Below are 13,165 nucleotides of genomic sequence, written 5' to 3'. Positions count from 1 at the left end.
GAAATGCCGCAACCACGATTGCAGGATCTGCAATCATCCGATAATTGGGTCGGGACCGGCGGGAACCGGGAGGGAAGAGGATGCGCAGACTGCCGCCCCTGGGCGCGATCGAAGCGTTCGTCGCGGTAGCGCGGACGAACTCGGTCAAGGCCGCCGCCGCCGAGCTCGCGCTGTCGCCGCCCGCGCTCAGCCGCCGCGTGCAGACACTGGAACGCTTCGTCGGCCGACCCCTGTTCGACCGCCGCCACCAGGCGACCGTCCCCAACGCCGACGGCGAGAAGCTGCTGCAGCAGATCGCCCCCGTGCTCGACCAGCTCTCCGACGCCGTGGAGGCGATGACCAGCGGCACGGAGGTGCTGCGGCTGCGCCTCGGCATCCTCCCCCTCTTCGCCTCGCAGCGGCTGTTCCCGCGCCTCGGCGAGCTCCGCCAAACGCATCCCGAGCTCCACCTCGACATCGATACCGCCGGCCACAATATCGCCCGCCTCGGCGAGGGGCTCGACGCCGCCATCGCGCTCGCCCGCGAGATCGATCCCGCGCTCTACGCCAAGCGCCTCGACCGCAACCGCGTCTACCCGATCGGCGCGCGCAGCCTGGTCGAGGGTCCCGACCCGATCGCCGCGCCCGCCGACCTCGGGCGCGTCACCGTGCTGCTCCACCGCGACATGCCCGACACCTTCGCCGCCTGGCGCCACGCCGCGGGCGTCGAGGACGTGGAGCCGCTGGCGGTCGACCAGTTCGACTCCGGCGCGCTGATGCTGGAGGCCGCGGCGCAAGGCCTGGGCGTCGCCTTCATGCACGAGAGCCACTTCGTCGACGCGCACGACCCCCGGCTCGTCAAGCTGTTCGGCATCGAGGTGGAGAGCCCGTACAGCTACTGGTTCGTCTGCCGCCCCCGCGCGCTCCGCACCAAGCCGGTGCGTATGTTCCACGACTGGCTGATCCGCACGCTGGGCGAAGGCTGAACCGGCGTCGGACCGGCCGCGTAGTCGTTCCGATGATGGCGCCGCGCGTCGGAGAGGGCCATCAAGCCGCATCGACAGGAGCGCCGTCCCATGCTGACCGATGCCGCCGCGAGCTCGCGCAACCAGTCCGCCCCCGTCACGCCGCCTGACGTCACGCGCGCGCCGAGCGGCTCGGGCCGCCCGGAGAGCCTTGTCGCCCAGGCGACCGACCCGCGCACGGGCGCGGTCGACACCGCCGCGTTGGCGGCGCAGGTCGCCCAGGCCGCGCGCCACGACTTCTCGCGCGCGGACGCCGCCTTTCAGCAGATCTCGGCCGAGCTGGCGCAGCACAGCCCCGCGGTCGCCGGCGAGTTTGAGCGTCAGGTGGCCGAGGCGGCGCGGGATGGGTCGAACGGCGTTCCCGGCCCGACAGTCACCGGCGCCGCGCAGGGCGCGACCGCCGCGGGCACGCGCACGCTGATCGACAACCCGATCTTGTCGGTTCAATGGGAGCCGACCCGCAGCGCCTGGACGGGCAAGGTGGGGTTCACGCCCGGTCTCACGCAGATCCTCGACCGCAACGGTCTCGCCATCAATCCGCCGAACAACGTGCCCCCGCCCGGCAGCGTGGGCCGCGGCAGTGGGCACGGCGTCGGGACCGCCAACAACATCAACGGCACGGCCGCGGAGACCGCGATCGCCGACCGGCTTCGGGCGCAGGGCTTCGACGTGCAGACCCAAGTCGTCGTACAAGACGGACAGCGCAGGCTCGATGTCGTCGGCACCAGGACCAACGCCGATCCGCGCTTCAACGAGCGCGTGGAGGTCGAGTCCAAGGTCGGACGCACCGGCCCGACGCCCCGCACCATCTCCGAAGCCACGCTCGACGGCGAGCGCCTCGCGGACAATCGGACGATGCGCGCCGCGGGCCGAACGCTCGACACCGTCGGCCGCGTCGCGCGACCCGTCGGCCTGGTGGTCGACGCGATCGAGGTGGGCGGCGCCTTCCGTGCGGACGGCGGCCGCGTAGGCGAGAACACCGGCCGCGCCGTCTCGGGCCTCGCCGGCGGGGCGGCGGGAGGCTATGGCGGCGCGGTGGCGGGGGCGGCTATCGGAACCGCCATCTTCCCGGGCGTCGGCACGGTGGTCGGCGGCATCGTCGGGGGAGCGCTCGGCGCGCTCGGCGGGGACGCCGCAGGCCGGGGCCTGTTCGACAGCGTCAAGGGTTGGTTCTGACGTTCCTGGCCATCGCCGGGACGGCGGTCTAAGCCTCGGCCATGACGAATTTCCTGAGGGGCTTGTTCGGCGGCGGGCGAAAGGGGACGGCGGGTCCGCTGGCCGCGGCGCTCGACCATTACCCGCCCAACACGCCGCCGCACCCGGGACCGGTCGCGAAGCTGACGGAGGCGGAAGCGGAGGCGAACCTCCGATGGTTCCTCGGCTCCCGTGACGACCGCCTCGCCGCCCTCGGGGCCGTACTGACCGATCACGGGATGGACGTCGCGCCCGTGCTCGACCCCGCCGCCGATCCTGTGCCAACTTACCGGATGCTCACGGCGTGGCTGCGCGAAGCGCTTCCGCCGCGCGATCTGTTACCGGACGGATCGAAGAACAACGCCCCCGTCGACGCGTTTATCCGCAGCGAGCGGCGGGGCGACGAGATCTTCTTCAGCTTCGTCGCCGATCTGGCGCTGTTGGAGGGCGAAGGCGTGGTGCGGCGGTCGCCCGGGTGGCGCTGGGATCTCGCGCGCGCTCCCGCGGACGCGGGCACCTACGGCTTCCGGCGCGTGGCGCTGGTGCGCGACGGTGGAGCCGGGCGCTTGCCGCTGGCGATCGACCTGGAGCTCGAAACGTTGGAGCTGCTCTACGCGATGCGCCGGTCGACCCCCGACGCGGGACAGCCGCTGGGCCGTACGCTCGGCGGCGTGGTGGCGGGCACCTTCGACGCGTTCTGACGGTTTTCGTTCATCCCCTGGAGTTCGCGGGCCGCACGCTCCACGGGTTGAGCGCGGAGCGCCGAGGCTGACGCGCGGGCGCGACCATCATCAGCTCCGACAGGTTCTCCGGCGTGATGTAGCCGACGAGCCGCCCGTTCGAGTCCGCCACGCCGATCGCGGGCAGCCTCTGGCCTTCGAGCGCGCGGATCGCGGCGGGCAGCGCCTGGCGGCAATGGACCTGGGGGATGTCGCGCCGCATCGCCTCGCCCACGCGCGCGTCCGCTCCGCGCTGGCGTAGCGCCTTGATGATGCAGTCGCGCGTCAGCACGCCCTGGAGCCGCCCGTCCGCGTCCACCACCGGGAACTCGTGCTGCGTCGTGCGGATCAGCGCGTCGGCGGCGTCGGCGATGCCGTCGGTCTCGCGCAACGTCTGGAACTCGCTGATCATCGCGTCGCTCGCGAGCAGCCCGCGGCCCGCCTCGCGCGTCTGCACCGCCGCCGCCTCGCCCGCAGCACCCAGATAGACGAACAGCGCCACGAACACGAGCAGCGGGTTGCCCGAGAACAGCCCGTAGATGCCGAGCAGGAAGGCGGTGAACTGCCCCACTCCCGCCGCGATCCGCGTCGCCTCCGCATAGCCCATGCGGTACGCCAGCAGCGCCCTGAGCACGCGCCCGCCGTCCATCGGAAAGGCGGGGATCAGGTTGAACCCCGCCAGGAACAGGTTCGCCGCCAGCAGCCGCTCGGTCAGCCCCTGGCGCGGGTCGGTCAGGCTGAAAGCCCCCTCCCCGAACCCGCCCACCGCCAGCCACAGCACGGCCGCGATCACCACGTTCACCGCCGGCCCGGCGAGCGCCACCACCAGCTCCTGCCCCGGCTTCTCCGGGATGCGCTCGAGCCGCGCCACGCCACCGATCGGGAGCAGCGTCACGTCCGGCGTCTGCACGCCGTAGCGCCGCGCCGCGAACACGTGACCGAATTCGTGCAGCAGCACACACAGGAACAGGAGCAGGATGTAGACCACGCTCCCCACCGCCGCCGCGGAGCCGCCGCGCGCGTAATTCGCGAAGCCGATAAAGCCGAGCAGCAGCAGGAACGTCAGGTGGACGCGCACCACCGTGCCCTTCACCGATCCGATGGGAAACGACCAACCCATGCGCCCACGCTCCGACTTGCCCTGCGCCGATGCGAACCGCGGGCACGTCCCGGCGGTTCCCGCGTTCACGCTCCTCCCGGAACGGAGAACATCATGACCGACCAGACCGACACCGCCGTTCAAGCCCGCCGCCGCGAGATCGCGGCCGAGCACGTGCTGTTCAAGACGATCGAATATGTCGAGCGCCGGCATCCCGGCCTGCTCGACTATATCGAGGGCAGCCTGGACCACCTGGGCGACTATGCCCGCGACGGCACCAAGGACGACGAGGCCGTCCGCGAGATCGCGCGCAAGATGCTGACCGGCGCTCGCCGCGAGATGGCGGAGGAGGCCTAGCCCGCCCCGCGTCAGAGCGAGGGCAGCACCGTCTCCGCGCGCCGGTCGAAGAGGCGCGCCAGCTCGCGGAAGCTGGCCGCGTCCTCCGGGCGGCGCGCGCACGCGGCCGCGGCGTGAAAGTCCGCCGCGCGATCGTGGCAGTAGAGCAACGTCTCCGCGCCGCCCCGCAGCAGTTCGGGATCGAGCGGCGCCGCGTCGACCGGCCGCTCGTCGCGAACGCGCGAGGCGGCCTGCTCGTCATACAAGTTAGCGAGCGCGAAAAGGTCGCGCGCGGTGTCCGCGTCGCCGACCTCCAGCGCCAGCGCGCGGCAGGCCTTCGCCCTGTCCCGCAGATAATGCGTATTCGACATGGCCCCGGTCCGGAAGCAACCTGAGTTAGCTTCCGTACCGTTCAGCGCGCCGTTGGTTCCCTACCGGCCCGCCGCCGGCGGGGGCCCGTCACTCCGCCCGGGCGCGCACGATCTTGCCGGGGTTGCGCGGCGGCTCGCCGGTGGGCAGCGCGTCGATCAGCTCCATGCCCTGCTCCACCTGGCCCCAGACCGTGTACTGGCCGTCGAGGAAGCGCGCGTCGTCGAAGCAGATGAAGAACTGCGAGTTGGCCGAGTTCGGGTCGTTGGTCCGCGCCATCGAGCAGGTGCCGCGCACGTGCGGCTCCTTGTTGAACTCCTGGGCGAGGTTGGGCTTGTCCGACCCGCTCATCCCCGTGCCCGTGGGATCGCCGCCCTGGGCCATGAAGCCCGGGATCACGCGGTGGAACACCACGCCGTCGTAGAAACCCTCGTTCGCCAGCTCGCCGATGCGCTGGACGTGGTTCGGCGCCAGGTCGGGCCGCAGGCGGATCACGACGTCGCCCCCATCGAGCGTGAAGGTGAGCGTGCTGAACTGGTCGGCCATGAGTGCAACTCCTGATGTCTCGGCCCGCGCACCTAGTGTCGCCCCGCCCCGCTGGCAAATCGGGCGGGGGCTGTTAGAGGCGGGCCGAGCCATTCGCACGGAGGGAGGGCGGCCATGAGCGACGTGAGACCGCACCCCGCGGCCGCCGCCGACGACACGCAGCTGGACGAGGACGATCGGCTGCGCCCCGAGTTCGTGGAGGAGGTGCTCGACCGCGTCGAGGCGGGCGACGCGGAGGGTGCGCGCGCGCTCGTCGAGCCGCTCCACCCCGCCGACGTCGCCGACCTGTTCGAGCTCACCCCCGCCGACCGCCGCCCCGCGCTCGCGGTCGCGGTCGCCGACCTGCTCGACGCGGACGTGTTCGCGGAGATGAACGACTGGGTCCGTGAGGACCTGATCGACGAACTCGAGCCCGCCCAGGTCGCCGAGATCGCGTCCGAGCTCGACACGGACGACGCCGTCGCGATCATCGAGGACATGGAGCCGGAGGACCAGCGCGAGGTCCTGCGCGCCATGGAGCCGGACGAGCGCGCCGCGATCGAGGAAGCGCTTTCCTATCCCGAGGAGTCCGCCGGTCGCCTGATGCAGCGCGAGCTGATCGCGGTGCCGGAGCATTGGACGGTCGGCGACGTGCTCGACTACTTACGCGGCCACGACGAGCTCACCACCGACTTCTGGGAGATCTACGTCGTCGATCCCGGCCATCGCCCGATCGGAACGTGCAAACTTTCCTGGGTGCTCCGGACGCCGCGCAGCATCTGCATCGGCGACGTGATGACCCGCGAACAGACGCTGATCCCCGTCGACATGGACCAGGAGGAGGTGGCGCTCCGCTTCCAAAAGTACGCGCTCATCTCCGCCGCCGTGGTGGACGGCGCGGGGCGGCTCGTCGGCATGATCACCGTCGACGACATCGTCCACATTATCCAGGAAGAGGCGTCGGAGGACGCGCTGCTGCTGTCGGGCGTCGACGAGGGCGACATCAACGAACCCGTGCTCGACAGCTACAAGAGCCGCGTCCGCTGGCTCATCTCCAACCTGTTCACGGCGCTCGTTCCCGCCTCCATCGTGTACCTGTTCGGCGGCTCCATCGCCCAAATGGCTCTGCTCGCCGCCCTCATGCCGATCGTGGCGGGCGTCGGCGGCAACGCGGGCACGCAGACGCTGGCGGTGACGGTGCGCGCGCTCGCCACCAATCAGCTCACCCGTTCCAACACCGCCCGCGCGATCGGGCGCGAGCTGCGCGTCGCCTTCCTCAACGGCGCCACTGTCGCGCTGCTAATCGGGCTGGGGGTCAGTCTAGTCTTTTCACTCACGCTGGGTGTCTCCGACGCAACCAGGCTGGGGCTGGTGATCGCCGCCGCCATGATGACCAACGTAGTCGTAGCCGCGGCCGTCGGCGTACTCGCCCCGCTCACGCTGGAACGCGCGGGTGCCGACCCTGCGGTAGCCTCGTCCATCTTCGTCACCATGATAACCGACTCCATCGGCTTTCTGGCCTTCCTGGGCTTGGCGACGGCGTCGGGTTTGGTGGGATAGGGATCGCCCTTTTCCCGTCACCCCGGCCTTGAGCCGGGGTCCCGCTTCTTACCCGACGTACAGCACCGTTCCGCCTGCGTGCCAGCAGCTTGGGCGAAGCCCAAGCTTCGTCGGTCGCGGCTGCTGGCCGCGCCGGCCGCTCGGCGTCGCCGATTGCGCGGGACTAGCCTTGCTAATCCCTTGCGCGACGCCAAGTAACTGAAATGCCGCTACATCTCACCAAGGTCGCGTTCGGCGTCACCTCCGTCGACCAGCTCGCCGCCCGCTGGCGCGCGCGGGGCGCGTCGGGGCAGTGCTTCCTGTCCACGCGCTTCCTGCCCAAGCGGCACGAGGAGGTGGCCGGTCAGGGCTCGCTCTATTGGATCGTCAAGCACCAGTTGGTGGCCCGCTCGCCCATCATCCGCTTCGGCGAGGCGGAGGGCGGCCGCTGCGCGATCCACCTCGACCCGGAAGTGATCGTCGTCCAGGCCCGCCCCAAGCGCGCGCATCAGGGCTGGCGCTACCTCGAGCACGCCGACGCGCCGATCGACCTAGCGGGCGACGACACGGGCGTCGCGACGCTGCCGCCGTCGCTGGTGGGCAGGCTAGCGGAGCTGGCGCTGCTCTAACCTAAGTTCCTCCCCCGCTCCCAGCGGGGGAGGATTAGCTCATTTCCCGCACCGCACCGGCCCGCCGGCGCGCGCGCTGACCGTGCATTTCGGCCGCCCCGCGACCTCCACCAGGCCCAGACCGGCGTTCGTCACCTTGGCCGTGTAGCGCGCCGCCGCTTTCGTCTCGCCGGGCCCGTCCTGCAGCACGGTGAGGTCGCCGACCTCCAGCCCCGACGCGTCGATGCGCCCCGGCCCGTTCACCGCCAGCCGCGCCGTCCGCGCCTTGCCGGACAGCGTGATCGTCCCCGGCCCGACCAGGATCGCCGACAGCTGGTCGCCCGTGACCTCGCCCGCCTCGATCGCGCCCGCGCCGTTGACCGCCAGGTCCACCTGCGGCCCGCGCATCCGCGCCGCCTGGAGCCGCGCGCCCGCCGACACCGACGCCGCCCGCAGCGCGGGCGACGATAACGCCACCCGGATCGGTGCGCCGGACGCGACGCGCGCGCCGTCGTCGGCATTCAGCCCGAAGCGGCGCAGCCGGAGCGTCGAGCCGTCCGCGCTTATGTCCACGTCCTCGATCGCGCGCCGGTCGCCGATCACGCGCGCGGACGGCGATCCGGGCCGGAACACGACCTCCAACGGCCCGTCGATCCGTACCCGGTCGAAGCTGCCGACCAGTTCTCGGCGTTCGGCCGGCCCCCGCGGGTCGACGCTCTGCGGCGTCGCGGCGGCGGGAACGGCGAGGAGCGCGAGCGCGAGCGGGAGGCGGATCATGCCCCTTGCTCGCACCCGCGCGTGGCCCACGTCAATCAGCGGCAGCGCACCTCGCCCGATCCGCGCTTCGAGATCGTGCAGCGCGCGTCGCCGCCCAGCTCCACGTCGCCCGATCCGACCAGGTTGACGTTGACCGGCCCGTTCACCGTCGCGCGCACGTCGCCCGACCCGGCGAGCGACACCACCGCCTCCGATGCGGTGAGCTGGCGCGCGTCGACGTCGCCCGATCCCGCGAGCTTGACCGCGAGCCGCCGCGCGACGCCCGCACCCGTGAGGTCGCCCGATCCGGCGAGCGACAGCTCCGCGTCCTCGACGCGCAACGCGCCGAGCGACAGGTTGCCCGACCCGGCGAGCGACGCCTTGAACCGCTCGCCGTCGACGCGGTCCACCGCCAGGTCGCCCGATCCGGCGAGGCCCACCGCGGCGATGCTCGGCATGGTGACGAACACGGTGACGCCCTCCGACTTGCCCCAGTTCCAGCCCGAGCCCCTCTTGCGCCCTACCTGCAGCGTGTCGCCGTCGCGCACGATCTCCAGCCGGTCGAGCTCCTCCTCCGGCCCCTGCGCGCGGACGGAGAAGCCCGGCCCGACACGCACCTCGACGTCGTCCGCACCGCGTAGATTGACCGCCGTGAAGCCCGACACGTCATAGTCGCGCGTCGGCCCCCTACCCCGCGCCTCCGCCGCCTCGCCCGACTCCGCCTTGCCCGCCGAACAGGCGATGAGCGGCAGCATGACCAGCAAACCGAGTATGCGCATGATGATCCTCCCGTTCGTGTGCTAGGAAGGTAACACACAGTCGGGAACCGCACAAACGGAAAGGGCGGCCCCTACCGGGACCGCCCTTCTCAGGTCACCGAAACCGCGAGGCTTACGCCGCCGGCTTCTCCTTGTTGTAGATCGCGGCCGCGGCGCGGAGGATGTCCAAGATCTTCTCCTGCGCCTTCTTCTCGTCCGTCTCCTCCATCGCGGCGAGCTCGCGCGCGAGGCGCGAGCAGGCGGCCTCGAAGATCTGCCGCTCGGAATAGCTCTGCTCCGGCTGGTCGTCGGCGCGGAACAGGTCGCGCGTCACCTCGGCGATCGACACCAGGTCACCCGAGTTGATCTTCGCCTCATATTCCTGCGCCCGCCTGGACCACATGGTGCGCTTCACCTTGGGCTTGCCCTTCAGCGTCTCCAGCGCCTCGCGCAGCGTCTTGTCGCTCGACAGCTTGCGCATGCCGACCGACTCGGCCTTGTTGGTGGGGACGCGGAGCGTCATGCGCTCCTTCTCGAAACGCAGAACGTACAGCTCCAGCGACGCGCCGGCGATCTCCTGCTTTTGCAGCTCGATCACGCGGCCGACGCCGTGCTTGGGATACACGACATAATCGCCGACATCGAAGGACAGGGCCTTGGAAGCCATCAACGGACCTTTCCGGAAACTAGAACCGTCAGCGCAGCGACATAGGAAAGGTGCGACCCGTCGCAATGCCGGCGCTTGGGGAAGGGCTAAGTTACACTCCTGCCGGACGCCACGTCGCGTCCGTCACGGTCCTTTAACATAGCTTGCGCGGAAAAACCAGCCGGATCAGTCAGAAGGGCTGACCCGATTAACCATGAAAGCCGTGGATCAGTCGCCGGCACCCGGATTCGGCGTGAAATATTTTTCGTACTTGCCCGCCTCGCCCTTGTGCTCGTCGGCGTCGGCGGGGGTCTGATCCGCCTTGCGCGTGACGTTGGGCCAGCTGGCCGAGAAGGTCGCGTTGAGCTCCAGCCACTGCTCCAGCCCCGACTCGGTGTCGGGCAGGATCGCCTCGGCGGGGCATTCGGGCTCGCACACGCCGCAGTCGATGCACTCGGACGGGTTGATGACCAGCATCGTCTCACCCTCGTAGAAGCAGTCCACCGGGCACACCTCGACGCAGTCCATGTACTTGCAGCGGATGCAGGCGTCGGTGACGACGTAGGTCATTGCTCGGCTAGGCTCCTAAGGCGTTCGGCCCTGCTATGCAGAGCGCTTGGGCGTCGTCAATCGTTCCGGCTTTGTTGCGAGACGTTTGCAGTGAGGGGGGAGCAGGAAGGAGGGAGCAGGGAACAGGGCCCGACACCTGCTACCTGCTACCTGTTCCCTGTTACCTGCTCCCCCTCAGCTAGATCCGTATAGCACCCCTGCGCCTCCAGAGCCGGTCCGCGGCGCGTCGGCAGCGCCTCCACGCGCACCACCCGCACCCGCCCGTGCGCCGGATAGGTGAGCACGTCGCCGACGCGCACCGGGCAGTGCGCTTTCTCGATCACGCGCCCGCTGATCCGGAAGTGCCCGCCCTCCGCGATCGCCTGGGCGGCGGACCGCGTCTTTGCCAGCCGGGCCCACCACAGGAAGCGGTCGAGCCGCATGGCGCCCGCGCTCAACGACGCCCCCAGCCCGCCAGCGCGGCGAAGGCGTTGTCGGGCGCAGGCGTAGGCCGCTCCTCCCGCCGGGTCGGTGCTCGACCGCGCCACACCCATTGCGGCCGAGCCTCCTCGCCCGCGGGCTTCGCCGCCCGGAACCCCAGCTCCGCCATCAGCCGCTCCATCGTCGCCGGCTCCAAGCCGATCGACGTCGCCAGCGCCGGGTCGGGCGCGAAGGGCTTCCTGCCTTGCCGCCCCTCGTGCGCCGCCCGCGCGATCCGCTCGACCAGGTCGACGCGCACCGCCTGCGCCGCCAAGGGCCGGAACCCGCTAGCGAGCACCGCGCCCGGCACGCCCCGCGCCAGTACCGTGGCACCCGCGGGCGGCAGCTCGACCGCCTGCCCGCGCACCGCGAGCAGCGTGGCCCGCAACCGCGCCGCCTCCGGCTTCAGCAGCCGCGCGTCGAACAAGTCCATCGCCCCGATCGTCACGCCCAGCCCGCGCAGCCGCTTGCGCTCGTCGGGCGCGAGCGCGTCCACCGCCTCGCGCAATGGCAGCCGCGCGGCGATCCCGCCCGCCGCCTCCAGCGCGCCCGCCACGACGCGCAAGTGCGGCGTCGCCCCCGGATCGCGCGCCAGCTCGGCGAGCGCACGCAAGACGGGCGCACGCTTCGCCACCCGCTCGGCGACCCAACGCTCCAGCCGCTCGCGCACGCGCCCCTGCGCCCCGCGCTCCAGGCAGTCGAGGTCGCGCTCCAGCACCAGCTTGGGCCTGGCGAGCGACGGTCCGGGCGCGAGCAGAGCCACGCGATGCCCGCCCCAGTGCAGCCCGCCTACGTCGTCCAGCGTGATCGTCGCATCCTCGGCGTCCGCCAGCGACGCGCCCCGCTTGTCGCGCTCGCCCTTCAACCGCTTCTCGGCCGCCGCGAGCAGCAGCTTCTTGTCCGCCGCCCGCGCGTCGGGCGCGACGGTAAAGCGGAAGCCTTCCAGCGTCCCTAAGTGATGATCCTCGACCGACACCTCGCCCTCCGGCCCGACCACCACCGGCAGCACGCCCGCGTCCGCGCCGATCTGGCGGATCAGCGCCGTCGTGCGCTTGTCGACGAAGCGCTGCGTCAGGCCCGCGTGGAGCGCATCCGACAACCGCTCTTCCAGTCCGCGCGTCCGCTCCGCCCAGTGCGCGGGGTCGGCCAGCCAGTCCGCCCGGTGCGCGATATACGCCCAGCTGCGCGCCGCCGCGATCCGCCCCGCGATCGTCTCCACGTGGCCCGCCACCGTGTCCAGCCGCGTGATCTCGTCGGCGAACCATTGGTGCGGGATATGTCCCCCACCCTCGCTCAAGTAACCGAACAGCCGCGACACGAAACGCGCATGCGGGTCGAGCCCGACCTTGCGGAAATCCGGCACGCCGCACGCCGCCCATAGCCGCTTGACCATGGACGGATGCCGTGCCCGCTCGCGTACCCAGTCCTCGTCCGCCAGCCTCTTCAGCACCGCCAGGTCGATCGCTTGCGGCGCGGCGCGCAGTACGCCCGGCTCGGGCTTGCGCTCCAGGCTCGCCACCAGCGCGTCGACGCTCGAGAAGTCCGGCTCGCCCTCGCGCCAGTAGAGCTGTTCGAGCCTAGGGAAACGGTGCTCCTCGATCGCGAGCACCTCTTCAGGCAGGAACGCGCCCGGCCCCTCCTCCGTGATCGCGCCGAACGTCCCGTCGCGCTGGTGCCGCCCCGCGCGCCCCGCGATCTGCGCCATCTCGGCGACGGTAAGCCGCCTCTGGCGGCGGCCATCGAACTTGTTCAACGACGCGAACGCGACATGCGCCACGTCCATGTTGAGCCCCATGCCGATCGCGTCGGTCGCGACGAGATAGTCGACCTCGCCCGCCTGGAACATCTGCACCTGCGCGTTCCTAGTGCGCGGGGACAGCGCCCCCATCACCACCGCCGCCCCGCCGCGCAGGCGCCGCAGCATCTCCGCGACCGCGTACACCTCCTCCGCCGAGAAGGCGACGATCGCCGAGCGTTTTGGCAGCCGGCTGATCTTCTTCGCGCCCGCGTAGGTCAGCGTGGAGAAGCGCGGCCGCTCGACGATCTCTGCGTCCGGCACCAGCGCGCGCACCATCGGCCTGAGCGCCTCGGACCCTAGGATCATCGTCTCCTCGCGCCCGCGCGCGCGGAGCAGCCGGTCGGTAAAGACGTGGCCGCGCTCCGGATCCGCCCCCAGCTGCGCCTCGTCGAGCGCGAGGAAGCTCACCTCGCGGTCGGTCGGCATCGACTCGGCGGTGCACAGGAACCAGCGCGCGTCCGGCGGCAGGATCTTCTCCTCGCCCGTGATCAGCGCGACGCGTTCGGGGCCCTTGATCCGGACGACGCGGTCATAAACCTCGCGCGCGAGCAGCCGGAGCGGAAAGCCGATGATCCCGCTGGAATGGCCGCACATCCGCTCGACCGCCAGATGCGTCTTGCCCGTGTTGGTCGGCCCGAGCACGGCGGTCACCTGGCCGCCGCCCACCCGTTCGCGCGCGCTCATGGAAGCAACATCGGGCCTCGGGCGCGCCGATGCAATGCCCCATGCGATCGGCCGCGCCGGACGGCGCTCACCGAAAAGTTGCGGCGAATCAGTATTTTCCT

At 71.1% G+C, this 13,165-nt stretch carries 15 protein-coding genes; 6 read left to right on the top strand and 9 right to left on the bottom strand.

Annotation, left to right across the window (positions count from 1 at the left end):
• The first annotated feature begins 80 nt into the window (after positions 1-80).
• The 3 genes from CKY28_RS09890 (at position 81) to CKY28_RS09880 (ending at position 2,899) form a co-directional block, all read left to right on the top strand.
• Positions 81-965, top strand: coding sequence for a LysR substrate-binding domain-containing protein (locus tag CKY28_RS09890; protein ID WP_095998156.1), 885 nt, complete (start codon positions 81-83; stop codon positions 963-965).
• A 90-nt stretch (positions 966-1,055) separates the two neighbouring features.
• On the top strand, positions 1,056-2,180 hold the full coding sequence (locus CKY28_RS09885; protein WP_095998155.1) for a hypothetical protein: 1,125 nt from the start codon (positions 1,056-1,058) through the stop codon (positions 2,178-2,180).
• Between the two features lie 41 nt (positions 2,181-2,221).
• A complete protein-coding gene (locus tag CKY28_RS09880; protein WP_095998154.1) occupies positions 2,222-2,899 on the top strand; it encodes a hypothetical protein in 678 nt (225 codons plus the stop codon).
• A gap of 10 nt (positions 2,900-2,909) precedes the next feature.
• Here the strand turns inward: CKY28_RS09880 and CKY28_RS09875 are convergent, their stop codons facing one another.
• Positions 2,910-4,037, bottom strand: coding sequence for a site-2 protease family protein (locus CKY28_RS09875; RefSeq protein ID WP_095998153.1), 1,128 nt, complete (start codon positions 4,035-4,037; stop codon positions 2,910-2,912).
• Positions 4,038-4,130: 93 nt separating this feature from the next.
• On the opposite strand from CKY28_RS09875, the gene CKY28_RS09870 reads away from it, so the two are divergent.
• Positions 4,131-4,373: a hypothetical protein gene (locus CKY28_RS09870; RefSeq protein ID WP_095998152.1), complete on the top strand. Its 243-nt coding sequence runs from the start codon at positions 4,131-4,133 to the stop codon at positions 4,371-4,373.
• Between the two features lie 11 nt (positions 4,374-4,384).
• Here CKY28_RS09870 and CKY28_RS09865 read toward each other — a convergent pair whose 3' ends face one another.
• Complete coding sequence (locus CKY28_RS09865) at positions 4,385-4,723, bottom strand: hypothetical protein (RefSeq protein WP_095998151.1); 339 nt, start codon at positions 4,721-4,723, stop codon at positions 4,385-4,387.
• Positions 4,724-4,811: 88 nt separating this feature from the next.
• Complete coding sequence (locus CKY28_RS09860; RefSeq protein ID WP_095998150.1) at positions 4,812-5,267, bottom strand: peptidylprolyl isomerase; 456 nt, start codon at positions 5,265-5,267, stop codon at positions 4,812-4,814.
• Positions 5,268-5,381: 114 nt separating this feature from the next.
• Here CKY28_RS09860 and mgtE point away from each other — a divergent pair, with 114 nt between their 5' ends.
• Together mgtE and CKY28_RS09850 are read left to right on the top strand one after the other, a co-directional pair.
• Positions 5,382-6,806, top strand: a complete 1,425-nt coding sequence (gene mgtE / locus CKY28_RS09855; RefSeq protein ID WP_095998149.1) for a magnesium transporter — start codon at positions 5,382-5,384, stop codon at positions 6,804-6,806.
• Positions 6,807-7,009: 203 nt separating this feature from the next.
• The gene (locus CKY28_RS09850; RefSeq protein ID WP_095998148.1) at positions 7,010-7,414 is read left to right on the top strand and encodes a DUF1489 family protein; all 405 of its coding nucleotides are present in this window, start codon (positions 7,010-7,012) and stop codon (positions 7,412-7,414) included.
• A gap of 39 nt (positions 7,415-7,453) precedes the next feature.
• On the opposite strand, the gene CKY28_RS09845 is transcribed toward CKY28_RS09850, so the two are convergent.
• The 6 genes from CKY28_RS09845 to CKY28_RS09820 all read right to left on the bottom strand — a co-directional run bounded on the left by CKY28_RS09845 (position 7,454) and on the right by CKY28_RS09820 (position 13,064).
• Positions 7,454-8,170 carry a GIN domain-containing protein gene (locus CKY28_RS09845; RefSeq protein ID WP_095998147.1) on the bottom strand — a complete coding sequence of 239 codons (717 nt, stop codon included), beginning with the start codon at positions 8,168-8,170 and terminating at the stop codon, positions 7,454-7,456.
• Positions 8,171-8,205: 35 nt separating this feature from the next.
• On the bottom strand, positions 8,206-8,928 hold the full coding sequence (locus CKY28_RS09840; RefSeq protein ID WP_095998146.1) for a head GIN domain-containing protein: 723 nt from the start codon (positions 8,926-8,928) through the stop codon (positions 8,206-8,208).
• Between the two features lie 112 nt (positions 8,929-9,040).
• On the bottom strand, positions 9,041-9,574 hold the full coding sequence (locus tag CKY28_RS09835) for a CarD family transcriptional regulator (RefSeq protein WP_095998145.1): 534 nt from the start codon (positions 9,572-9,574) through the stop codon (positions 9,041-9,043).
• A gap of 207 nt (positions 9,575-9,781) precedes the next feature.
• On the bottom strand, positions 9,782-10,123 hold the full coding sequence (fdxA, locus tag CKY28_RS09830) for a ferredoxin FdxA (RefSeq protein WP_095998144.1): 342 nt from the start codon (positions 10,121-10,123) through the stop codon (positions 9,782-9,784).
• Positions 10,124-10,269: 146 nt separating this feature from the next.
• On the bottom strand, positions 10,270-10,560 hold the full coding sequence (locus CKY28_RS09825) for an RNA-binding S4 domain-containing protein (protein WP_425442500.1): 291 nt from the start codon (positions 10,558-10,560) through the stop codon (positions 10,270-10,272).
• A complete protein-coding gene (locus tag CKY28_RS09820; RefSeq protein ID WP_095998142.1) occupies positions 10,557-13,064 on the bottom strand; it encodes a helicase-related protein in 2,508 nt (835 codons plus the stop codon). The genes CKY28_RS09825 and CKY28_RS09820 overlap by 4 nt, the downstream gene beginning before the upstream one ends.
• Positions 13,065-13,165: the final 101 nt, after the last annotated feature.

It is taken from the genome of Sphingomonas lenta (assembly GCF_002288825.1).
GTDB classification, from domain to species: Bacteria; Pseudomonadota; Alphaproteobacteria; order Sphingomonadales; family Sphingomonadaceae; genus Sphingomonas; species Sphingomonas lenta.
This window is presented reverse-complemented; position numbering and strand designations above follow the sequence as displayed.

Excerpts from the sequence above, each read along its gene's own strand:
- CKY28_RS09890 (WP_095998156.1), top strand. The coding sequence starts at position 81 with ATGCGCAGACTGCCGCCCCTGGGCGCGATCGAAGCGTTCGTCGCGGTA.
- CKY28_RS09885 (WP_095998155.1), top strand. The coding sequence starts at position 1,056 with ATGCTGACCGATGCCGCCGCGAGCTCGCGCAACCAGTCCGCCCCCGTC.
- CKY28_RS09880 (WP_095998154.1), top strand. The coding sequence starts at position 2,222 with ATGACGAATTTCCTGAGGGGCTTGTTCGGCGGCGGGCGAAAGGGGACG.
- CKY28_RS09875 (WP_095998153.1), bottom strand. The coding sequence starts at position 4,037 with ATGGGTTGGTCGTTTCCCATCGGATCGGTGAAGGGCACGGTGGTGCGC.
- CKY28_RS09870 (WP_095998152.1), top strand. The coding sequence starts at position 4,131 with ATGACCGACCAGACCGACACCGCCGTTCAAGCCCGCCGCCGCGAGATC.
- CKY28_RS09865 (WP_095998151.1), bottom strand. The coding sequence starts at position 4,723 with ATGTCGAATACGCATTATCTGCGGGACAGGGCGAAGGCCTGCCGCGCG.
- CKY28_RS09860 (WP_095998150.1), bottom strand. The coding sequence starts at position 5,267 with ATGGCCGACCAGTTCAGCACGCTCACCTTCACGCTCGATGGGGGCGAC.
- mgtE (WP_095998149.1), top strand. The coding sequence starts at position 5,382 with ATGAGCGACGTGAGACCGCACCCCGCGGCCGCCGCCGACGACACGCAG.
- CKY28_RS09850 (WP_095998148.1), top strand. The coding sequence starts at position 7,010 with ATGCCGCTACATCTCACCAAGGTCGCGTTCGGCGTCACCTCCGTCGAC.
- CKY28_RS09845 (WP_095998147.1), bottom strand. The coding sequence starts at position 8,170 with ATGATCCGCCTCCCGCTCGCGCTCGCGCTCCTCGCCGTTCCCGCCGCC.
- CKY28_RS09840 (WP_095998146.1), bottom strand. The coding sequence starts at position 8,928 with ATGCGCATACTCGGTTTGCTGGTCATGCTGCCGCTCATCGCCTGTTCG.
- CKY28_RS09835 (WP_095998145.1), bottom strand. The coding sequence starts at position 9,574 with ATGGCTTCCAAGGCCCTGTCCTTCGATGTCGGCGATTATGTCGTGTAT.
- fdxA (WP_095998144.1), bottom strand. The coding sequence starts at position 10,123 with ATGACCTACGTCGTCACCGACGCCTGCATCCGCTGCAAGTACATGGAC.
- CKY28_RS09820 (WP_095998142.1), bottom strand. The coding sequence starts at position 13,064 with ATGAGCGCGCGCGAACGGGTGGGCGGCGGCCAGGTGACCGCCGTGCTC.